The organism is Albibacterium profundi (assembly GCF_042159835.1).
GTDB classification, from domain to species: domain Bacteria; phylum Bacteroidota; class Bacteroidia; order Sphingobacteriales; family Sphingobacteriaceae; genus Albibacterium; species Albibacterium profundi.
This window is the reverse complement of sequence record NZ_JBBVGT010000002.1, coordinates 1,422,193-1,444,476: the sequence shown is the minus strand read 5'-3', so window position 1 is coordinate 1,444,476 and position 22,284 is coordinate 1,422,193. Positions and strand designations below refer to the sequence as shown.

The following is a 22,284-nucleotide window of genomic DNA, read 5'->3' as shown; positions in this document are numbered from 1 at the left end:
AGTTAATAATTTTAATTGTATACCCCGCAAAGATAAAGCTTCGGATGTGAGTTTATAATCTGTATTTTTGCAATTAAAATAAACTGATTATTAGCGATAAAGAATGGAAAAGGAACAGATTTCGGTTTTTGATATCTTGAAAATCGGTGTCGGACCATCCAGTTCCCATACCTTGGGACCCTGGCGTGCTGCGCAGCGCTTTTTGGTACGATTAGAAGAAGAGGATTTGTTGAGAAACGTCGAACAGCTACAAATACATCTTTACGGCTCTCTGGCGAAAACAGGACACGGCCATGGGACTGATATAGCTGTTGCCCTTGGTATTAATGGTGACGATCCGGTTACTATTGATGTGAACCAGATTAATCCGACCATCGAATATATAAAAAGCAATAAAAAAATCTCACTTGGTGGAAAACAGACGATACCTTTCTCTTTTAAAGACGATATAGTTTTTCATTTTACAGAGAGTCTCCCTTTTCATCCGAATGCGCTCACCTTTCAGGCGTTCTTAACAACAGGCAAAGCAGTAACGGAAACCTATTATTCAGTAGGTGGAGGCTTTGTGACGCAGGAAAATGAAGTGCTTGATTCAAACAATCAGATTGACCTAGCATTTCCTATTGAAAATGCAAATGAATTATTAGGTTGGTGTATTCGGACTGGGCTTAGCATTTCTGATATCGTATTAGAGAATGAGACGGCTTGGCGAAGTGAAGAAGAAACCCGTGCTCAGATGCTGGCCATTTTTGAGGTCATGAAGGATTGTGTGTATCGCGGATGTCATACCGAGGGAGTTCTGCCAGGCGGTTTATCAGTTACACGACGAGCTGCTAAACTCAACAAAAAACTCTTAAATGGCAAGTCTTACCATGATTACCAATCGTGGGTAGAAGCGATCCGATCAGGGGGAAGCGACTTTAAATATACGCTTGATTGGGTAAGTTGTTTCGCATTGGCTGTGAATGAAGAAAACGCATCTTTTGGTCGTGTCGTCACGGCACCTACCAATGGCGCAGCGGGTGTTATCCCTGCAGTTGCCTTGTATTTCAGTGTCTTTCATCACGATATAGAAGAAGAAGAGGTTCTTCATTTCTTAGCGACTGCAGCGGAAATAGGTAGTATTTTTAAGAAGAGATCTACCATATCAGCCGCAATGGGCGGCTGTCAGGCAGAAATCGGAGTATCCTCCTCCATGGCTGCCGCTGCATTGACCGAATGCTTGGGAGGCACACAAGCCCAGGTATTAATAGCAGCTGAGATCGCTATGGAACACCATTTAGGCCTAACTTGTGATCCAATTGGTGGACTTGTACAGATTCCTTGCATCGAACGAAATACCATGGGCGCCATCAAGGCAATTACGGCGTCGCAGCTTGCTTTAAAAACAGATCCTGATAAAACTATTGTCAGTTTGGACAACGTAGTAAAAACTATGTGGCAAACGGCTCAGGACATGAGCTCAAAGTACAAAGAAACGTCAGATGGTGGTTTAGCAATTAATATCCCGCTAAGCCTACCTGAATGTTAATAAATAACTATAAGTTTTTTATTACTTTTGGGTCAACTAAATTTGATATAATGAAAGTAAGTTATCTTACACTTATAAAAAGATATATCCCGATATTATTGATAGGTATCGCGATCAGCTTCGCTTCGTGTGAAAAAACAGCCCCTCCTCCACCTGAAGAAGAAGAACTACCCGGCGAGGAGGATGAACCAGGTGACCAATCAGCCAAGAATCAGAAGGTTAATGAATGGGTTACCGAACAGATGCGGGTTTATTACTATTGGAATGATGAGATGCCAACTGATAACAATCTGGATTTCGGACTCACACCACCAAAGTTTTTTGAAACCATTCTGAATGAGGATGATCGCTTTTCGTGGATACAGAAGGCAGATGAACTAAATGAAGGGATGCAAGGTGTCTCAACTAGTACGGGGATGAACATCATGTTATTCGCATACGAAAATGACACAAAAGTATTTGCTGTCGTCAAATACATTATTCCGGGTTCACCAGCTGACCAAGTCGATCTAGAAAGAGGAGATATCTTCACCAGAGTGGATGGTACTGAGATGACGGTTGGAAATTACGGGGATGTATTAGAACCGTATTCATCAGGAGAATCCTTTAATATTACCTTAGCCACTCTGGAAGGGAACGTATTGACGACAACAGATAAAATTGTCACATTAACATCAGCAAAAGTTGATGAACCATCCGTACATTATCATTCAATAATTACCTCAACAAATGGTAAGAAAGTCGGTTATATTTTCTACAACCGTTTCTTAAATAATAAAGTTGACGAAGTATTTGACGTGTTTGCGGAATTCAAATCTGCGGGCATAAGTGATCTTATTCTAGATCTTCGTTATAATCTAGGCGGAGGTATCGCCGTCTCAGGTGCTCTATCTGCACTCATTATGGATGATTATAATAAAGAAAACGTTTTTGTCAAATACAATTATAACGACCGCTTGAATCAAGAATTTGATCGAGCAGGCCAAAGCCGGGATGAAAGATTCTACGATCTATATCCGGCTCTATCCAAAAACTTGCCAGACAATCCTAGCGAGGATGAATTAATAGCAGCTGCAGAGGCTATTGAAACTAAAATCAAGGCCGCTAATCTAAATTTGCCAAGGGTTTTTGTTTTAGCAACTGACAATTCCGCTTCTGCAAGTGAGTTAGTCATTCACAATCTTGCACCGTATGTAAATGTTATTCATATTGGCGGTACAACAGTCGGCAAGAATGAAGGGTCAATCACCATTGAAGATGAAAGGAAACCGCGTCAAATTGACTGGGCTATCCAGCCCATTATCGTCAAGCTTGCTGACAAAGATGGGGATGGTGATTATGTTAATGGTTTAATTCCAGACGAAGAGATTGACGAATACGAGTATTTGCCTCTATCGCCGATAGGTTCAAAAGAAGATCCACTTATACTAACGGCACTTCGTATAATAGATCCGACTGAAGCGACCGCTTCTCTAGCGAAACAAATGTCAATATTACGCAATCAAACTCGACAGGCAGACTTCGGACTGGTAGAAGCGTTTAAGAAACGTAGTATTAAGCCAGTACCTGTATTACTCGACAGGTATCAAGTTAACCCTGCAATCATCGATCAACTGAAAGTACACAGGTAGGAGTATTAAGAATAATTTCGATTTTGTTGAATCACTATAGTTGATGTGTTCATGGTGATTCAACAAAATTCATCTGAAATACCTGTCCAATATAACCTTTTAACCGGTTCTTCACTTCTTTTATGTCCTGTGTACCGCCCAATTCAGTAGCTAGGGACGTCACAGCTTTATCCTCAATTCCACAGGGTACGATGTTGTTAAAATAATCAAGCTCTGAATTGATATTCAAAGCAAAACCATGCATGGTTACCCAACGACTGCTACGAACCCCCATTGCACAGATTTTCCTTGCTTTATCATTGTCTGCATCCAGCCAAACTCCCGTATAACCGGGATATCTATCTGCTTTTAGTCCGTAATCAGCCAAAGTCAAAATAATTGCCTCCTCCAAAGTCCGCAAGTAACGATGAATATCTGTAAAGAAATTATCTAAATCTAAGATCGGGTATCCTACAATCTGACCCGGTCCATGGTAAGTAATATCTCCGCCGCGGTTAATTTTATAATAGGTAGCGTGCTTACTTCTTAGTCCGTCTTCATCCAGCAACAAGTGTTCGGGTTTTCCACTTTTACCGAGTGTGTAAACGTGCGGGTGTTCTACAAAAATCAAATAATTTTTCGTTGCCGTTGGTTGCTCGTGTGTCCGGTTCGCTATTTTCAAAGCTACCGTTTCCGAAAAAAGAGTTTCCTGTCGGTTCCACGACTCCTCATAATCTACCAAACCCCAATCTTGAAAAATAACTTCTTTATTTTGCATTACCGATCATTTAGACTTCCAAAATTACGGATTAGAAACATAAGCAAGAAAATACCCCTCTAGCTTTTCGTATTCTACAGTTAATAATTGACTTCCTTCTGACGTATTCAAGCGCGCTTGCAGCTGCCCTTCGTGTTGATATTCAAAAGGAACAATGTCTATGTTTTGTTTTAAGGAAATCCCTTTCCTTCCCTGCCATTTGAAGATCGATTCTTTGGCGCACCAGCAGGCATACAATTGTTCGATCTCATGCTCCTCCTGAATGAATGAAAGCTCCTTATCCGTCATGAATTTTCGCTTAATACGTTTAATCTTAGGTTGAACGATCTCGATATCAACACCCACCGGATGCTTTGGATGCATAATCGCAATGGCGTATTCATTCGAGTGACTCAACGATATGTAACCATCGAAATCCTTCACAAATGGTTTCCCATGTTCATCCTTAAGACATTCCGTAATATCTTGTGAGAAGAGGCTGTTAAGAGCTCTTCTAACTGCAAGCCATCGAATCCGTCCATAGGGTGCGCGTATATTAGACAACTCTCTTTCTTCGACTTCACTCATCTTTAAGCCCTTCTTCAACACCACCTCATCTTCGTCGATATACCACAAAGCTAGGGTACTACCATCTTCTATCTCTTTGATAAAACGTATCGGCATCTGTTATACTTATCTCAAAATCATGTTTAATATCACAAATTACGAACTAATCCTTTAAATTAAGAGTCCCATGCTTATTTAAGCAGCTTTATTTTCATTAAATAGGCGAATAGCACGTGATATTTTATAATTTTACCACATGATTTTATCTGATAAAAGAATTTTGGAAGAAATCGAAAGTGGGCATATTGTCATAGAGCCTTTCGATCGTAGTTGTCTTGGAACCAACTCATACGATGTCCATCTAGGTCGATACCTTGCAACCTATAAAAACCGGGTATTAGATGCAAAAGAACACAATGAGGTTATTCATTTTGAGATTCCCAAAGAGGGACTGGTCTTAGAACCTAATACGTTATATTTAGGTGTAACTGTTGAATATACCGAAACCTACCGCCATGTGCCGTTTCTGGAAGGTAAATCTAGTACTGGGCGACTCGGAATCGATATCCATGCCACTGCCGGAAAAGGAGACGTCGGCTTTTGCAATACATGGACACTCGAGATATCCGTGACACAACCGGTTCGTGTATACGCCGGTATGCCTATTGGCCAGTTAATATACTTTGCTGTGGAAGGCGATGTACAAACGTTCTATAACACGAAGGGGAACGCTAAGTACAACCGTAAGACGACGCGACCAGTAGAAAGCATGATGTGGAAGAATGAGTTTTAATTAATCGCTCCCAAATTCCATTAAGTAAGCCTTTAAGAAATCGTTGATTTCACCATCCAACACCGACTGTGTGTTGGATGTTTCGTAATTGGTACGCAGATCTTTCACCAATTTATAGGGGTGTAATACATAGTTGCGGATTTGGGAGCCCCATTCTATCTTTTTCTTGCTACCCTCGATGGCCGCCGTTGCTTCCATCTTTTTTCGCATCTCAATTTCGTATAATTGCGATTTAAGTAAACGCAACGCATTTTCCTTATTCTGCAATTGAGATCGTGACTCTTGGTTTTTGATAATAATACCAGACGGTTTATGATGCAAGCGAACAGCCGTTTCTACTTTATTCACATTTTGACCGCCGGCTCCTCCAGAACGAAAGGTATCCCAGTCGATTTCCGAGTCTTTCACCTCGATCTCAATTTTGTCATCGATCAATGGGTAAACATATACGGAGGCAAACGAAGTATGTCTTTTTGCATTTGAATCAAAAGGCGAGATGCGAACCAAACGGTGTACGCCGGTTTCACCCTTCAAATAGCCGTAGGGGAAACTGCCGTCAAATTGAAGTGTTACGGTTTTTATGCCAGCTACATCTCCCGCCTGATAATCTTGTTCACTTACCTTATAGCCGTTGTTAGAGCCCCACATCAGATACATACGCATGAGCATCTCAGCCCAGTCGCAACTCTCTGTTCCACCAGCACCCGCAGTTATCTGCAGAATAGCGCTAAATTGATCTTCGTCAGCGCTGAGCATATTTTTAAACTCCAATTCCTCCAGAGCCTCTATTGCTTTTGCATACGTTTCATCCAATTCTTCTTCACTTGCATCACCCGATTGGAAAAACTCGTGCATTACCGATACATCTTCGATAAGCGTTGCAAGCTCATCGTAAGCATCAGTCCACACCTTTCGGCCCTGAATAGCAGACATCACCTGTTCAGCTGCTTTAGGATCATCCCAAAAGCTTGGCGTTAATGTTAAACTTTGATCTTTATGGAGTTCTTCTTTCTTCTTGTCGATGTCAAAGATGCCTCCTCAGGGAAGCAGTTCGATCCCTCAAGTCCTGAATATTTTCTTTGGTCATTGCGCAAATATACAATTATTGATCACCTTCTGATTCAACAATTAAAATAAAAAAAGGTTATATCTGCACACCTTTTTAACAGTTAGTATTAGCTCAGCAGCTCCGCGATATCTTCTTCTGTAAGCGACTTAACGAAACTCTCTTCGACGCGGATAAGTGACGTTGCCAGCATTTGCTTATTTCGCTGAAGTGCCAATATCTTCTCTTCCACAGAATCTCGAGTAATAAACTTGTAGATAAACACCTTTTTAGTTTGACCGATTCGGTGCGTTCGGTCGACTGCCTGCATCTCCACGGCGGGATTCCACCACGGATCGAGTATAAAAACATAATCTGCTTCCGTTAGGTTCAGTCCTACCCCGCCTGCTTTGATCGATATCAAAAACACCTTAATACTTTCGTTCGTCCGATACTCTTCTATTACGTCTTGTCTGTTCTGAGTAGCACCATCTAAATAAGAGAACGTAATTCCCTGTTTGGCGAAATAATCGGCATATATTTTCATTTGTTTCACAAATTGGGAGAATATAAGCACCTTGTGTCCTCGCAATAAAACACTTTCCAGCGTTTGGATAACACTTTCAAACTTCCCCGATGCCTCTTTGTAATCTTCATCAATCATCCTCGGATGATTAGCAAGCTGTCGGAGTTGGCTCAAGCCCTTAATCACCTGAATACCGCTCTTTTTAAACAAACCCTCTTCTATTTGCTTGAGCATAAGATTTCGATATTCAGCCTTCACCCGGTCGTAATATGCGCTCTGCTCTTCAGTCATCCCGCAATAAAACACCTTTTCTGATTTTTCGGGAAGTTCTTTTGCAACCTGATCTTTTGTTCTACGAAGAACGAAGGGTTTGATGAGCGCCTGTAAGCGTTTGGCGACCGCTTCATCTTTCTTTTTCTCGATTGGCGTCACGAATTCACGTTTAAAGAATGAATAACTTCCCAAAAGACCTGGATTGGCGAAAGACATCTGTGACCATAAATCGGCAACCGTATTTTCGATGGGAGTCCCGCTCAAGATTAAACGGTGCGAACATCTCAAACGCTGAATAGCCTTAAAGGCTTTCGACCCAACATTCTTGATATTTTGACTTTCATCCAGGATAATATAATGAAAGAAAAAGTCTTCAAGTAAATCGGTGTCTATCCTAGCAATTCCATACGTACTTATAACTACGTCATAGTCCGCAAAGATTGAAGCCGACTTACCCCTCAATGTGCCGGTATGGTTTAGTATTCGCAAGTCAGGAGCAAATCGTTCTGCTTCTTTCAACCAATTATAGATCAAAGAAGTCGGCATCACGATTAATGAAGTTTTTGTTGTTCCCAATTCCTGAGCATTTTCCTTTTCTTTCTGCAGAAGAGCTAAGGTCTGAACCGTTTTCCCAAGGCCCATATCATCAGCCAAACATCCTCCGAATTGGTATTGCTTTAAAAACCAAAACCAATTGTAGCCTGCCTTCTGATAGGGTCGAAGCGTGCCCTTGAACAATTGCGGCTCTCCGATATCTTCCAGTGTTTCAAATTGCGACAGTTTTGCCATCTTCCGTTTCATGCTCAGCCCAGTGATCTCAGTCTCATCAAGGCCATTTATAACACCTACATGCTGCTTCTGCAAACGTAATTGCTCATCGCTCTCGGCAAAATAAAACAAGTCGTTAAACTGACTGAACCAATGCTCTGGAATAATCGCTACCTCACCTGAGGGGAGCGTAAACTCCCGTTGGTGATTTAAGATATGTTTCTTCAATTTTACAAAAGGAATACTGTATTCACCGAAGCGAACGATCGCCTTAATATCAAACCAATCAATTCCCTCTTCCACCTCGAGGTTCAATTCCATCTTGGCAAAAACATACCTTTTATCAGACTTTTTTTGAATGACCTCGAAACCCTCATCTCTCAACTCATCTATGTGGTTATTTAGCCAGTCCAGCAAACTGCTTTGTTCAGTTTCGTCTGAAAGCAATTCCAATTGATTCGAAGAAGATCTTTTCCGTTGCAAACCTAAACTTTCAAGGCCTAATAGTTTACCTTGCTCCCAGCCTATTGACCGCTTTATCCTATAAAAAATGTAGCGATCGTCATCCGGGGTATACGTAAGTTTAACACTTATTGGTTTACTGGCAATCTCCGAGAAGAGATAATCGCCATATTTAAACTTCAATCTCAAATCATAATGATTCTCAGAATGGTACTGGAATTCAATGACGGGTATCGCTTGATATTGAATAGTTTTAATATCGAACCCCTCGGCATAAACGTGATAGCGCTCAATTAAAGGGGCGATAAACTTTTTAACATAATTCTGTTCTGCCGAGCGAGGAATAGAAATAAATCGCCTATTTAGAAACGGCGCTAGCTTTCTACCTTCAATATTCTTCTCGAAGAAATAAAGTGTATTCTCCAACAATAATCCCGCGGGTTCATTCGTAATGATCTCGGCGCCTTTGTACATAAATTCAATTCGGTATCCATCGTACTTTAAGGTAGGGAAATAGCGTAACTCGTGTTCCGAACGTCTAAAATGGAACAATACGGATACCCGATGCTCAGCAAAGTTAATCGGAGTCTCAACCGGCCACCCTTCTTTACTCATCAGATAAAACGGCCTTCCACGAAGTAAATCGAAAATACGAAGCAATTTTTCTTCAATCTTTGGTCGTATCACCGCATAAAGATCTTCGTCGAAAACGCCACTAAAATACTCAGAAGGACGTATACTTCTTTTATAAAAACGCTTGATTATTTGGCCTTGCTCAATCTCCTCGCACAAGCGTATCAAATCCCAATCGCCTTCATCAAAGCTTTTACTATATTCCTTGGCCGTGTTGGTAAAAAGACGATTGTAGGTCAAAGACAGGCTACCGTCTTGATTTATCTGTACCACATGCGGTTCCACCAAATATCCTAAGAACTCGTGCTTACATAAAGAATAAACTAATTTAAAGGGTTTGCTACTATCTACTCTCATGGCCCCCTTTATATGCTTTCGTCATCGTCTTAGTTCTTTCAACTATTAATTCTACTCCTCTAAAATGAAAAATGGCATTAAATATAGCAAAACCTTTCGACACTGGCATCGCTTTAGACACAAAGGCACAAAAAAAGCCCTGTCTCGGTTAGAAGACAGGGCTTTTTTAATTAGTTTCTTATGCTTACGCGCCTAATTGAACACGCTTAAACGAAGTCACGGTCAAGTCTTTAGATACGCTACCCAAAAACTGGCTAACGCTTTTTGACGGATCCTTTACGAACTCTTGGTGCAACAAAGTGTTTTCTTTAAAAAACTTGTTTAGCTTACCTTGAGCAATTTTATCCAACATAGCTTCTGGTTTTCCTTCAGCACGAATTTGCTCTTTTGCAATTTCTAGCTCACGTTGAACCGTCGCCTCATCCACACCATCCTTATCAATTGCTGAAGGATTCATAGCTGCAATCTGCATTGCTACGTCTCTTCCTGCATCGTCAGCACCTTCAACCTCTTGACTCAAGCCTACCAACACACCGATACGGTAGTTTCCGTGGATATATGGAACAACCTTTTCAGCTTCTACAACTTCATAGTTAGAAACATCAATACGCTCGCCTATTTTACCGGTTTGCTCAACAATCAAATCGTTGATTGCAGTACCGTCAATGCTTAATGCCTTTAATCCATCTAGGCTCGAAGGGTTCTCCTGAATGGCAACCTCAGCAATACGTTCGGCAAATGCTATAAAGTCTTCATTCTTTGCAACAAAGTCAGTCTCGCAATTCACCTCAACAACAACACCTCTTTTCCCATCAGTCGTCGTCTTAGCAATTACCACACCTTCGTTTGATTCACGATCCTGACGATTAGCCGCAACTTTTGCTCCTTTTTTACGAAGGTAGTCAACCGCCTGATCAAAATCACCGTTTGATTCAACCAATGCTTTTTTACAATCCATCATACCAGCACCCGTCTGTTGGCGCAGTCTATTTACGTCTGATGCAGAAATTTGTACTGTAGACATTTCTTTTCTTTTTAATTTATTATAAAATAATTATGGGTCGTCGATTAAGTGTTTACAAAAACGCTACACACATAATCAACAACCCACAATATAAAACTTAATCCTTTTTATCCTCTACTGATGATTCAACAGTTTCAGACTTATCTTGACTTGCAGATTTACGCGGACGTTTAGCAGATGACTCTTTCTTGTCGTCCTTTGCTGATTCCTCTTTCGCGTTGTCAATTTGCGCTTTCGCAGCCGCTGCTTCTTTTTCAGCTTCCTCTTCTTTATCGCGTTTGCGCTCATCTAAACCTTCTTGAATTGCTTTTCCAATAATGTGAGCAATTAAAGAAATGGATTTTGAAGCATCATCATTCGCTGGAATCGGGAAATCGATATTCGACGGATCCGAATTAGTATCTACTAAACCGAAAGTAGGAATATTCAATTTCATCGCTTCGCTCACTGCAATATGCTCTTTCTTAACATCAACAATAAACAAAGCAGCCGGCAAACGATTCAAATCAGCAATACCACCAAGAAGTGATTCCAATTTGATTCTTTCACGCTGAATCATTAATTTTTCCTTTTTGGACAAAACATCGTATGTACCATCTTTTGTCATTTTGTCGATATTCGACATTTTCTTGATCGATTTGCGTACTGTAGCAAAGTTTGTAAGCATTCCACCTAACCAACGCTCGGTTACAAAAGGCATATTAGCTGCCCTTGCTTCTTCTGCGATAATCTCCTTTGCTTGTTTCTTTGTCGCAACAAACAAAACTTTACGACCAGATTTCACAATCTGTTTTATTGCCGACGCAGCTTCTTCTAATTTTACTAAAGTTTTATTTAAATCGATGATGTGGATGCCGTTACGCTCCATGAAAATGTACTTAGCCATTTTCGGATCCCATTTACGAGTAAGGTGCCCAAAATGTACACCTGCATCCAGTAAGTCCTGATATGTTGTTCTTGCCATTGTTTGGTCCTCCTTTTAACGTTTACTAAATTGAAATTTCTTACGAGCTTTTGCGCGCCCTGGTTTCTTACGCTCAACCATACGGTCGTCACGAGTTACCAATCCTTTGGCACGTAATGCTGATTTAACTTCCGGGTCTAATTCAACCAAAGCTTTAGCAATCGCTAAACGTACCGCTTCTGCTTGGCCTTTAATTCCACCACCTGCAACGTTAACTTTAACATCATGATTTCCAGCTACACCAGCAACCTCAATACTCTGAGTTACGATGTACTGCAATGGCAATGTTGGGAAATACTCTTTATAATCTTTACCGTTTACGGTAATTGTTCCGCTGCCCGCGCTCAAATAGATACGCGCTACAGCTGTTTTTCTTCTTCCTGAAGTGTTTGTAACTGACATTTCTTTTCTCCTTAGAATTTAACTGTTTTAGGATTTTGAGCCGCATGAGGATGCTCATTACCAGCATACACATAAAGGTTCTTGAATAAAGCGCGACCTAATCTGTTTTTAGGCAACATTCCACGAATTGCTTTTTCTACAACGCGTGTTGGGTGTTTCGCCAACAATTCCTTGGGAGAAATAAAACGTTGACCTCCTGGATAACCAGTATAAGACGTATAAACTTTGTCTTCTAGTTTATCACCAGTCAATCTAACTTTGTCTGCATTAATAACGATCACGTTATCTCCGCAGTCTACGTTTGGGGTGAACGTCGGCTTGTGTTTTCCTCTAATGATCTTAGCGATCTCAGAAGACAAGCGCCCCAAAATCTCACCTTCGGCATCAACGACAATCCATTCTTTGTTAATGGTCTGCTTGTTGGCTGAGACAGTTTTGTAACTTAACGTATTCACTTGCTTTTCTTTTAAATATGAATAATATATAATGCTCCTTAAAATTAAGGACTGCAAAGGTAGCGAATACTTTCGTAATCCAAAAACAGATTAAAATATATTTTCCCAATACATTTACTATTTTTTATTAGGTTTGTTTCATGAAGCTACCTACGCTCCCAGGCTTTGACCCTCAAGCTTTTGAGAAATATTTTAAAAACACAAGCTGGTTAATGCTAGCCCGTATCGGAAGCTTACTCATTAAAATGTTTACCGGCATTGCTGTGGCCAACTTCCTGGGGAGCGAACAAAACGGCATGCTCAATTTTCCCATGGCCATTATTACCTTCTTTATGGCTGCTTCTGCTCTGGGTTTAGATAGCTACGTGACACGCGAATTATTACACCGGCCGCAAGCCAAGAACACCTTGTTGGGAACTGCATTCGGTATGCGACTGCTGGCGGGGCTCCTCGTGTTGCCGTTAATCTATCTCTCGTATTTCCTTGTGATTAATTTTTCCAGTCCCAATCTTGGAATTCCTTTTGAATTCATCATCATCGTTTCTTTCGTTTGTATCATCCAGTCCATCAATATAATCGACAGTTATTTCCAATCGCAAGTGCAAGGGAAGAAGATCATGATCGTACAGATCGTCGGGAACCTAATATCGGCCCTGTTAAAGATTGGTTTAATCGTCACACAAGCACCTTTAACCTATTTTGTGTACGCACTCCTAGCTGATGCGATATTCCTAGCAGCCGGCTACATTCTGATGTATTCAAAAAGCTCTGAATCTATATTTCAGTGGACTTTTAGCCGCGGTGTTGCGATCGACTTATTCAGAAAGGCTTGGCCCTTAGCGTTCTCAGCAATCTTGGTATCCCTTTATATGAAGATTGACCAAGTGATGATTAGTAGTTACCTAGGCAACGGTGCTTTGGGAGTTTACTCGACGGTCGTTAGTCTGAGTGAGAGTTGGTACTTTATCCCCGTGGCCGCAGTAAGCGCCCTGTTCCCAGCAATCATGAATGCCCGAAAAGATGATTCCAAACGATATATCCATCGCCTGCAAAATCTATATGACCTCATGTCTTTCATCAGTTTGGGTATCGCAATCGTCGTGACCTTCGCCGCACCGTGGATCTATCAATTGCTTTACAGCGCTGACTATGTACGAGGAGGAGGTGCTGACGTTCTCGCAATTCACATCTGGGCGGGCGTCTTCGTTTTCTTAGGAAGTGCCAGTGGCCAGTATTTAATAGCAGAAGGCTACACCAAATTGTCACTAAGTCGGACCGCCGCCGGAGCCATAGTCAATATCATCCTTAATATTTGGTGGATCCCCCTCTACGGCATTAAGGGAGCAGCTTGGGCGTCGCTAATCGCCTATGGTATATCCACTTTCTACATCATCTTAATCCCTAAAACTCGGCAACAGGGCATCATGATGCTTAAATCAATCTTTCAAATTTCATTTTTCAAGAGGATATTCAGCTAAGAAAATAAAGCAATGAATCATTTTAGATACCCAAACAATTAGACGGTCTATAGAAGATACTCGTGCATTTAGAGATAATAGCCCCCGGAGCCATCCCTGTAAAAGGCAAGTGTTTAAAACCATTGCTTTCAAAAAAGTAAAAGGCCTGCTTGTATTTCGCTCTTTCTGAATCGTCTAACACCACAATTCCATCATCCGTCAATGCATCAAGCGCGTTTTTACAGCAATTTACTCGGTCACGTCCATCGACAATAATAATATGAAAGCGTTTGCCCGTCCGTGTAGCAGAACGACTATAGTCTCCGCCCGGCTGCAAATCACATTGAATCATGTCCACATTCGGCAAGTTTAATTTTGAGCTCTGTTCAAACCATCCCTGATCATGCTCTACCGAAACCACCGACTTGGCCCGCGCCGCATAAAAACGAGTTGAATTACCAGAACCAAATTCAAACACATCGTGCTCCTTGCTAATACGATCCCCAATAAAATCTATAAAGGAATACGTCACCCACGGAATTGCTTTCCCATTTTCATCGATAGCGGATTTAGTACGATAGGCATCGAACCAACCCCTATCTGCTAAATAACCTTTTACACCCAATGATAGGAGTACTTTCAGTTTCCCTGGATTCAATAAGCTAAAAGGTGAAAGTTTATTTTTCAAATTTACTCACTTTTTATACCGTCAATAATCAATGAAGAATAGCCCAAAGGCTCATGAAAGCGCTTGTCGTAGCGCATCGACCTCATCACATGCCCATCTTCGCTCTTCCAATCGTTGTAGTGAAATTCTCCTGCTTCATCGTAATACTCCAATAAACGGACTTTAAAACCCGCTTCTTCCAATACACGGCTCAGACTTTCGTATGTATAAAGCAATTTATGATCGTCAGAGCCCCAGCCATATCCACCTGGTTTTACCATGTCAATATAATCCGGATTAGGGTGAAAGCCGTCAGGCACAGCAATCCGAATCGTCCCTCCTGGTTTCATAAAGCGATTACAGTTCTTAAGTCCGACAATCGCATCATCGTAACGAATATGCTCAAAAACATGTTCTGCAAGGAAGCGATCTACTCGCTTTTCACCCAATAGGCTTTCAAACGAACTTACTTTTAATATATTGAGGCACTCAATATTAGTAGCTAACCAGTTTTCATACTTCGTCTTCGCGGAGCCGATAATGATTTGCAGCAAGCCGTTATTCTTTTTGATCTGCGACTTTAAACTTAGAAACTGAATAATGTTTACCGGGATCATTACAATCGAACGAATCGCTTTCCGCAAAGATTTCATATGTTTATCGTGTTTACAAAGAATATGCAAAACCAAATGTAGAAAAAATAAGCTAATCCCGTAAAAAAATAAAATACTGACTTATAACTCTTAAATTCGCAATTCCACTCGTATAGAGAATTAAACAGAAAGAACAATGACTCACTTAGCTCCCATCGCTTTATTTGTATACAACAGACCGCAGCATACGCGCAGGACGCTCGCCTTTCTGAAACGAAACTTACTCGCTGATGAGTCTCGCTTGTTTATATTCTCTGATGCAGCAGCCAACCAACAAGACGAGGAGGAGGTCAATGAAACGCGGGAGTTAATCAAGGATATTGAGGGCTTCAAGTCGATTAAGATCATCGAGCGAAAAGATAATTTAGGCCTAGCTGCAAATATTATCGATGGTGTTAGTGAACTGGTCAAATCTTATGGTAAAGTAATCGTTTTAGAAGATGATCTCTTAACATCGCCTTATACGCTCAAATACTTCAACGCAGCGCTTCGTAAATATCAAGACGAGGAACAGGTCATGCAAATCAGCGGATATATGTTCCCGCTAAAACAAGCAGAAGAGCTGCCTGAGACGTTCTTCTTTCGGGCTACTACCAGCTGGGGCTGGGCAACATGGGAGCGGGCGTGGAAGCATTTCGAACCCGATATCGATACCCTATACCGGCAATTCGACAAAAGGAAAATCAAATCCTTTACGGTCGACGGCAGTATGAATTATTGGAAGCAGTTTATAGATTTTAAAAACGGTAAAAATGACTCGTGGTCGATTCGCTGGTATGCTTCCGTTTTTCTAAATAACGGACTGGTGCTCCATCCCCACGAATCGTTGATCGAGAATATCGGCCATGACGGCACAGGCGTCCATTCCATTATCGAGGATACCTATCAAGTTAGTATATCGAAGAAGATCTTTCAAACGTTCCCTGACCAGATTGAAGAGAACCCGGAAGCCTTAGCGGCTATTAAATACTTTTTCAAGCACCGAAAAGGCAGCCTTTTCAAGCGTGCCAAAAAGTTCTTTGTCAACAAATGGCATCAATATTTCGACTAATATGACCACAGCAGCAGTCGCCATACCCATCTATAAATCACAACCAACACGGGCGGAACAACGGTCGTTTCAACAGTGCATACAAATATTGGGAACTCATCCTATCTGCCTAGTCACGCCCCACCAGTTGGATAGTACGATTTATAAGCAACTCGCCGGTCGTCCGCTCAAAGTAATTACATTCGACCATCGTTTCTTTGAATCTGTTAAAGGCTATTCGGAACTCCTGCTTCACCGCCACTTTTATTCAAAGTTCACGGACTACAACTATATCCTAATATATCAACTAGATGCGTGGGTCTTCCGGGACGAACTTCTTGATTGGTGTCAACAGGGATTCGACTATATCGGAGCGCCTTGGTTAGAGGCCCCTCCAGCGACTACAAAGAAACCTTTTATCAATCTAGGCCCTCTCTTAAAGAATAAAGTTGGAAATGGCGGTGTATCCCTCCGGAACGTACAAAGTCACCTTCGCTGGGCACCTTGGCTAAGTTTCGTTTTCAAATTTTTTCCGAAGAACGAAGACATGCTTTGGTCCTTACTCGTTCCTTTTAAAAAACCCAAACCCATTCATGCTTTGCGATTCGCATTTGAGATGGAACCCAGTAGATCATATCAGCTTATTGAACAGACCTTACCATTCACATGTCATGCTTGGGAAAAATATGAGCCCCAGTTTTGGGAAAAATTCATTCAAAGCGAGTAATTTTACGCTTCAAAACTGTTACGTATGCCTCACGATTTCCGTCCTCGTCTTACTGTCATCACCGTTGTATATAACAATGTAAAGGATATTGAACGTACCATTTTGTCCGTAACCCAACAAAGCTACCGCAATATCGAATATATCATTATTGACGGAGGATCTACCGATGGAACTGTAGACATCATTAAAAGACATCAGCAATACATCAGCAAATGGGTTAGCGAAGCAGACGAAGGCATCTATAATGCGATGAACAAAGGTCTAGCGATGGCAAGTGGTGATTATATCCTCTTTATGAACTCAGGCGATGAGATCTATGATCACACCACCGTGGAAAAAGTTTTCGCTACCTCGCCGGATGCGGATATCTATTATGGCGAGACAGAAATGTTCGATTCAAACTGGCAGAGTCTAGGAAGACGCCGGCATAAAACACCGGAAAATTTCACTTGGCAGAGTTTTAAGTATGGAATGACCATCAGCCACCAGGCTATCTACATTCGCCGATCCATTACCGAACCTTACGATGAGTACTACAAGCTCAGTGCTGATATCGACTGGATTTTAAAAGCTGCTCAGAAAGCAAAAAATATTGTAAATACCCATCTCTACGTAGCCAAATACCTAGTCGGCGGCATGTCCAAGAAAAGACATCGTCAAAGTCTTATGGAACGTTTTGAAATATTCACCGAATATTATGGCTTCGTCCCCAACCTTGTTCATCACGCCGTTATCGCCGCAAGGCTAGGCTGGTACTATCTTAAGAATAAAAGAACAAACGATTAGCTACGCATTCTCTTTTCGCCTCCTCCATACTGCGAAGCCAAAGGCAAGCACCAAAATTGCAGAAGCCGCCAGTGATATATTTTCTCCCATATAGTACGATCGCGGCTCAAATTTGAATTCAACGGTATGGTTCCCTCCCGGCAGTTGGGCTGCTCTCAACACGTAATTAGCTCTGAAATAGGGTATCTCTTCCCCATCAACATAAGCTTTCCAGCCCTTGTCATAATACACTTCTGAAAAAACAGCTAACACAGCCTGAGGTGCAGAATACTCGTATACCAAATGGTCTGGACGATAGTTTACCAATTCGATGTTGGAGTTGGCAGAGGTCCCCACCTTTGTCGAGTCGATCAGCGACTTAAACTCACTATGCACGATGGCTAGATCCTTCGGATTAAAAGCGTCCAAAGCCCTCATTTCATCTTCAGCACTATCAACAAACGTCACCCTATTAACAATCCAGGCGTTCCCGGCAGCCGAGCTGCGGTTTTGGATCCGCAACGAGCCTTTATCATCATCGGCGATCAAATACTTCGTATTCAACATATCCAATACGTCCTGGTTGATTGCACCATTAAACTGCCTTTCAATTAACTCCTGATAACGCATCAGTTTCGCAGCATGATACCCACCAATCGTATTATGATAATACGAAGTACTTGCACTGTTAAATGTTGGAATGGTCAAATCTAGCACCCGATAGTTCGAAGTATCACGGGCAATCAACTTATCCACCTCCCGCTCCTGAAACTGCTGCTTAATCAAACGCTCTTCAACAAAATTATCTTTATTTAAATAGCGACGGTTAACACCCCACATATCAATCAGAACGGCCAAGGCCAATAAGATAACAGCTATAGATGCTTTCAGTTTATCTTTAACCCATAGCCAAACGAGCCCGGCGCCAATCAATACAAAGATCAACGAACGGAAAGCGTCATTGCGAGCAATACTCATTCTATCATCGACTAATGCATTCATAATCGATTGTGCGAATGCTGGATCTCCCAACTGTTGACCCATTTGTTGTGTCATAGCCTGATGGTTTGCGACGCGGAAGTTCAAGAACAAACTCGGCAAAAGTGCCACCAACAAACTAAGACCACCCACAATATAGAAGCTATACAGTACCTTTTTATCAAGCTGTGGTATCTCCTTATACCTATTGGCAATCTCATTCAGAGCTAATACTGCGAGTATTGGGATAAACAAGGATGCTAATACTAACGTAGACTCAACTGCTCGGAACTTATTATAAAGTGGGAAATAATCAAAGAAAATATCTGAAATAAATGGCAGATGCCTTCCAAAAGCTAGAAATATACTCAATAAAGTCGCGCTCAGCAGCCACCATTTCAGACGACCTTTGACAATGAAAAGCCCCAGCACAAACAAGAAAATAACGATGGCGCCAAAATACCACGGCCCTGAAGTGAAGGGTTTATCCCCCCAGTAGGTAGGCAACTGTCTGGCAAAAGCCGTTGCTTGGTCTGCCGGAACCCCTTGGCTTGTCAATAATTTTACTACTTCTGAATCACCATCCAACTTAGGTCCGGATCCACCACCATAAGCATCAGGAATCAAGAAGGTTATGTTTTCCATCACGCCCTGACTCCATTGATACGCATATTCACGATCAACCCCTTGCACATCGGCAGCTTTCGTTTCTGTCGACAGGTTCGAGGTACCGCGGATTGACTCCTGACTATACTCATAGGTAGTCCACAGCAGGCCGGCATTGACAGCTAAAGCTATAATACAAGCTACCGCAATAGATCCAAACGCCTTCCCAAGCTGTGCCAGTCGTTTGTCTTTATAAGCATGATAGATCTCAATTCCCACTAAAATCAGCATCGCAATAAACAGATAATAGGTCATCTGAATATGGTTCACTCTGATCTCCAATGCAAGGAATAATGCCGTCAAAGCTCCACCCCATAGATAGTTCCCTCGTAGAGTTAACCACACGCCCGCTATTACCGGTGCAAAAAAAGCAATCGCATACGCCTTGCTCGCATGCCCAGCCTCGATGTAAATAAAATTATAGGATGAGAACGTAAAAGCAATAGCTCCCAAGGCAGCAATCCACGGTTTGACGCGAAGCACACTAAACAAGAGGTAGGCTCCTAATAGATAAAATAGAATGGTGTCAATTGGGTTAGGGAACACATTTTTAAAGAAACCCGTAATATGGGTCCCAATATTTTTCGGATAGGACACCCATATTTGGTAGGATGGCATACCGCTGAACATAGAATTTGTCCACAGTGGACCTTTTCCGTCCTTCTCTTTAAATTCCATGATCTCCCTTGCCATAGCTTGCGCCTGGATCACATCCTGTTGGACCAAGGTCTTACCCTGCCAAGCAGGAGCGAAATAAATAAAGCAAATAGCTATAAAGACCGCGACTACGCCGAAATGTATTGAGTTCCTCGTAAACCAATGTTTCATTCTATGAATCCTAATTTCTAAAAGCTCAAAAATATAGAATAGAATTCACTTTTTATGAAGAGAATATGATTTAATAAATAAAGGCTTATTTTACCTCTTCAAAGTCGACAAACTCGCCGGCTTCTTTTGATCCACGTTCGTTAGAAGGTTTGGGTGGTATATACTCGATATTGATTTTTCCTTCAGCTTTGCGCTGGTGTTCACGCGGGCCACGTGCCTGTCTCTGGCTCTGTGCCTGAAACTCACGATATGCCTGCTCTTGCATTTTTGTCGCAAAGCGTCGCAATAGCCAAGGCAGTAACCTCGAAGCTATCAGTCGGACAATCCAAAGAACGACGATTGCAATAAATAAAAATTTCAAAAATCCTGCCATATGTAAAAAAAGTCTTCTTCTAGTTGATAGATAACAAATTTAATAAAAAAGAGTTTAGTTTGCTTCTTTCTAAAAGTCAAAAATACGTCACTCTCTCGGTTTATTAGTCGCCATCATCTTTTTTATTGCAGAAACAAGCTCGTTAGATCGCTGACTACCAATTATATAAACCAAGCCTTCATGATCAGTTAACCAGACAGCGTCTTTGCCTCCCGCGTAAAAACGAATCTTACCTTTCTGATGGAGATTATAGACTGGATTATTAATCAGGAAGGTACTATAGGGTTTCCGCTCAACACTGACAATGCTATTTAAATCGATTTTCACCAGCCTTGTCGTCCACAACCCGCTCAATTTAACACTGTGATTAACCACCACAATCTGGTAATGGAGCATATACATCATGACGATAGAAACAAAGACAATGATAGCTCCGGCTACCAGGAAAAGTCGACTGTTTTCCTCCCGTTCGATATTCAAGTAATAAGCTACAAAACAGAAAAGTGCTAATAGCAAACGTACACTTAACCAACCCCGGTCGCGACCAAGGAACTGCTTTTCTATATACAGTGGCTTATCCATTTTTTAGTTTTTCGAAGATAAGAACTTTTTTAGTTTTTGGCGTAATCTTGACTTGGTCGTTAATACGCCATGGCCAGACTGCTAGAATATTATCATTCGAATCAACCAACAAGGGCACCTCCGCTTTTTTAGTCAAGGGAACCTTTTGTTCTATGAGAAGATCGCTCACCTTTTTCTTCCCGCGCATCCCCAGCGGCTGAAATTTATCTCCTTGCTGCCAAGAACGAATAAATAGTGGCATGCTTAAGGCGACCGCGTCAATCATCACCGGAAACTCGGTCAACTCAACCCCGTCTTTCTCTCCCGTTCGAATGACATACTGTTCGCCATACCAAGTAAACTCAAATGGCAGTTCATCGACCACTATTCTACTCCGAACATCTTGACAAGGCTCAATAGAACTCATAATAAGTCGCCCACGATCAAGTAACAGCTGGTATTCCGCTGACAGAAAACGTTTCCCAGACCCATGATCCCAAGAAGAGATCAGGTCGCCCAGCACCATTTCACTAAAGCCATAGGGATGAAACAGTTCGTAGATCCATAAATCGACCGGGTCCAATTTTTTCAGAGCATCCAAGCTAACCTCAATTCGTCCATCCTTCTGCTCCTGAAAATTGTCGGCACGAAATTCATCGACCATCTTCGTTAGCAAACGATTAAGCTGTGAAAAGCGTTTACCATTGTTATCAAATACTTTCTCGAGATCCTGATTTAGCTCCCGAAGATGAGGCAGTACATCAAGTCGGATCTTATTTCGCTTATACTTTGTGCTAGCATTGCTAATATCTTCACGATATTCTAAACGCCGCTTAACAAGTTCGTCCTTGACCTCCCGACCGCTAAACGCCAAAAGCGGACGAACAATAAAATCACGTTTTGGCGCAATACCTACCAAACCTGCCACACCCGTTCCGCGCAATAGATTCAGCAAAACAGTTTCTACTGAATCCGTCTGATGATGAGCTACCGCGACGTAATCATAAGCTTCTTTTTGCCGAAGCGACTCCAACCAATCGTAACGGAGATCTCGTGCAGCCATCTGGATAGAGATATGGTTCTCATACGCATACGTTTCCGTAGCAAACTGAACCGAATAAAAAGGCACCTTATAATGCTGAGCTAAGTTCCTGACAAATTCTTCATCCTGATCGGAGTCTTTTCCACGCAGACGGAAATTACAATGAGCAATAGCAAAGTTGAATCGCGCTTCCGCGAAAAGATCCGCCATCAAAACAGAATCTTTACCACCACTAACGGCCAAGATGACGCGCTGCTCCTCTTCAAAAAGATGATTGTCAGCAATAAAGGCCATAAATTTGTCTACAAAGCGCATAGTCAAAGTTATGGAATTTTATCTTTGGCAAAACATTTGTGCAGACCTAATTCAA

General features: G+C 41.7%; 21 protein-coding genes. 7 read left to right on the top strand and 14 right to left on the bottom strand.

Going from position 1 to position 22,284, the window contains the following annotated elements; genetic code table 11:
- The first annotated feature begins 103 nt into the window (after window positions 1–103).
- Together WKR92_RS07890 and WKR92_RS07885 are read left to right on the top strand one after the other, a co-directional pair.
- Window positions 104–1,531: an L-serine ammonia-lyase gene (locus tag WKR92_RS07890; protein ID WP_375557282.1), complete on the top strand. Its 1,428-nt coding sequence runs from the start codon at window positions 104–106 to the stop codon at window positions 1,529–1,531.
- 50 nt (window positions 1,532–1,581) lie between these two features.
- Window positions 1,582–3,162: a S41 family peptidase gene (locus WKR92_RS07885; protein ID WP_375557281.1), complete on the top strand. Its 1,581-nt coding sequence runs from the start codon at window positions 1,582–1,584 to the stop codon at window positions 3,160–3,162.
- Between the two features lie 49 nt (window positions 3,163–3,211).
- Here WKR92_RS07885 and lipB read toward each other — a convergent pair whose 3' ends face one another.
- Both lipB and WKR92_RS07875 read right to left on the bottom strand, forming a co-directional pair.
- Complete coding sequence (gene lipB / locus WKR92_RS07880) at window positions 3,212–3,919, bottom strand: lipoyl(octanoyl) transferase LipB (protein WP_375557280.1); 708 nt, start codon at window positions 3,917–3,919, stop codon at window positions 3,212–3,214.
- Between the two features lie 24 nt (window positions 3,920–3,943).
- On the bottom strand, window positions 3,944–4,582 hold the full coding sequence (locus WKR92_RS07875) for a 4'-phosphopantetheinyl transferase family protein (RefSeq protein ID WP_375557279.1): 639 nt from the start codon (window positions 4,580–4,582) through the stop codon (window positions 3,944–3,946).
- Between the two features lie 139 nt (window positions 4,583–4,721).
- Between WKR92_RS07875 and dcd the strand changes: the two genes are divergently transcribed.
- Entirely contained in the window at window positions 4,722–5,258 is a 537-nt protein-coding gene (dcd, locus tag WKR92_RS07870) for a dCTP deaminase (RefSeq protein ID WP_375557278.1), read from the top strand.
- Here the strand turns inward: dcd and prfB are convergent.
- The 6 genes from prfB to rplM form a co-directional block, all read right to left on the bottom strand.
- A protein-coding gene (prfB, locus tag WKR92_RS07865; RefSeq protein ID WP_375557277.1) for a peptide chain release factor 2 occupies window positions 5,259–6,345 on the bottom strand; the annotation gives its coding sequence in 2 pieces (ribosomal slippage) (window positions 5,259–6,284 and window positions 6,286–6,345; 1,086 coding nt in all).
- Window positions 6,346–6,433: 88 nt separating this feature from the next.
- The gene (locus WKR92_RS07860) at window positions 6,434–9,322 is read right to left on the bottom strand and encodes a DEAD/DEAH box helicase (RefSeq protein WP_375557276.1); all 2,889 of its coding nucleotides are present in this window, start codon (window positions 9,320–9,322) and stop codon (window positions 6,434–6,436) included.
- Window positions 9,323–9,506: 184 nt separating this feature from the next.
- Window positions 9,507–10,346, bottom strand: coding sequence for a translation elongation factor Ts (tsf, locus tag WKR92_RS07855; protein ID WP_375557275.1), 840 nt, complete (start codon window positions 10,344–10,346; stop codon window positions 9,507–9,509).
- A gap of 97 nt (window positions 10,347–10,443) precedes the next feature.
- Window positions 10,444–11,310: a 30S ribosomal protein S2 gene (gene rpsB / locus WKR92_RS07850; protein WP_375557274.1), complete on the bottom strand. Its 867-nt coding sequence runs from the start codon at window positions 11,308–11,310 to the stop codon at window positions 10,444–10,446.
- A 15-nt stretch (window positions 11,311–11,325) separates the two neighbouring features.
- Entirely contained in the window at window positions 11,326–11,712 is a 387-nt protein-coding gene (rpsI, locus tag WKR92_RS07845) for a 30S ribosomal protein S9 (protein ID WP_375557273.1), read from the bottom strand.
- Window positions 11,713–11,723: 11 nt separating this feature from the next.
- On the bottom strand, window positions 11,724–12,167 hold the full coding sequence (gene rplM / locus WKR92_RS07840; RefSeq protein WP_375557272.1) for a 50S ribosomal protein L13: 444 nt from the start codon (window positions 12,165–12,167) through the stop codon (window positions 11,724–11,726).
- Window positions 12,168–12,307: 140 nt separating this feature from the next.
- Between rplM and WKR92_RS07835 the strand changes: the two genes are divergently transcribed.
- Window positions 12,308–13,645 (top strand): flippase, encoded by a 1,338-nt coding sequence (locus tag WKR92_RS07835; protein WP_375557271.1) that lies wholly within the window; start codon window positions 12,308–12,310, stop codon window positions 13,643–13,645.
- A 22-nt stretch (window positions 13,646–13,667) separates the two neighbouring features.
- Here the strand turns inward: WKR92_RS07835 and WKR92_RS07830 are convergent, their stop codons facing one another.
- Together WKR92_RS07830 and WKR92_RS07825 are read right to left on the bottom strand one after the other, a co-directional pair.
- A complete protein-coding gene (locus WKR92_RS07830) occupies window positions 13,668–14,312 on the bottom strand; it encodes a class I SAM-dependent methyltransferase (RefSeq protein WP_375557270.1) in 645 nt (214 codons plus the stop codon).
- A 2-nt stretch (window positions 14,313–14,314) separates the two neighbouring features.
- On the bottom strand, window positions 14,315–14,944 hold the full coding sequence (locus tag WKR92_RS07825; RefSeq protein ID WP_375557269.1) for a class I SAM-dependent methyltransferase: 630 nt from the start codon (window positions 14,942–14,944) through the stop codon (window positions 14,315–14,317).
- Between the two features lie 136 nt (window positions 14,945–15,080).
- Between WKR92_RS07825 and WKR92_RS07820 the strand changes: the two genes are divergently transcribed.
- The 3 genes from WKR92_RS07820 to WKR92_RS07810 are packed head-to-tail and all read left to right on the top strand — an operon-like array spanning window position 15,081 to window position 17,487.
- Window positions 15,081–15,995, top strand: coding sequence for a sugar transferase (locus tag WKR92_RS07820; protein WP_375557268.1), 915 nt, complete (start codon window positions 15,081–15,083; stop codon window positions 15,993–15,995).
- Window position 15,996: 1 nt separating this feature from the next.
- Window positions 15,997–16,701 (top strand): DUF5672 family protein, encoded by a 705-nt coding sequence (locus WKR92_RS07815; protein ID WP_375557267.1) that lies wholly within the window; start codon window positions 15,997–15,999, stop codon window positions 16,699–16,701.
- 24 nt (window positions 16,702–16,725) lie between these two features.
- The gene (locus WKR92_RS07810; protein ID WP_375557266.1) at window positions 16,726–17,487 is read left to right on the top strand and encodes a glycosyltransferase family 2 protein; all 762 of its coding nucleotides are present in this window, start codon (window positions 16,726–16,728) and stop codon (window positions 17,485–17,487) included.
- Here the strand turns inward: WKR92_RS07810 and WKR92_RS07805 are convergent, their stop codons facing one another.
- The 4 genes from WKR92_RS07805 to tilS all read right to left on the bottom strand — a co-directional run bounded on the left by WKR92_RS07805 (window position 17,488) and on the right by tilS (window position 22,229).
- The gene (locus WKR92_RS07805; protein ID WP_375557265.1) at window positions 17,488–19,938 is read right to left on the bottom strand and encodes a YfhO family protein; all 2,451 of its coding nucleotides are present in this window, start codon (window positions 19,936–19,938) and stop codon (window positions 17,488–17,490) included. It abuts the gene before it with no gap.
- Window positions 19,939–20,023: 85 nt separating this feature from the next.
- Complete coding sequence (locus WKR92_RS07800; RefSeq protein ID WP_375557264.1) at window positions 20,024–20,311, bottom strand: DUF4834 family protein; 288 nt, start codon at window positions 20,309–20,311, stop codon at window positions 20,024–20,026.
- A gap of 87 nt (window positions 20,312–20,398) precedes the next feature.
- Window positions 20,399–20,893, bottom strand: coding sequence for a hypothetical protein (locus tag WKR92_RS07795; RefSeq protein WP_375557263.1), 495 nt, complete (start codon window positions 20,891–20,893; stop codon window positions 20,399–20,401).
- Window positions 20,886–22,229, bottom strand: a complete 1,344-nt coding sequence (gene tilS, locus WKR92_RS07790; RefSeq protein WP_375557262.1) for a tRNA lysidine(34) synthetase TilS — start codon at window positions 22,227–22,229, stop codon at window positions 20,886–20,888. The genes WKR92_RS07795 and tilS overlap by 8 nt, the downstream gene beginning before the upstream one ends.
- Between the last annotated feature and the right edge of the window lie 55 nt (window positions 22,230–22,284).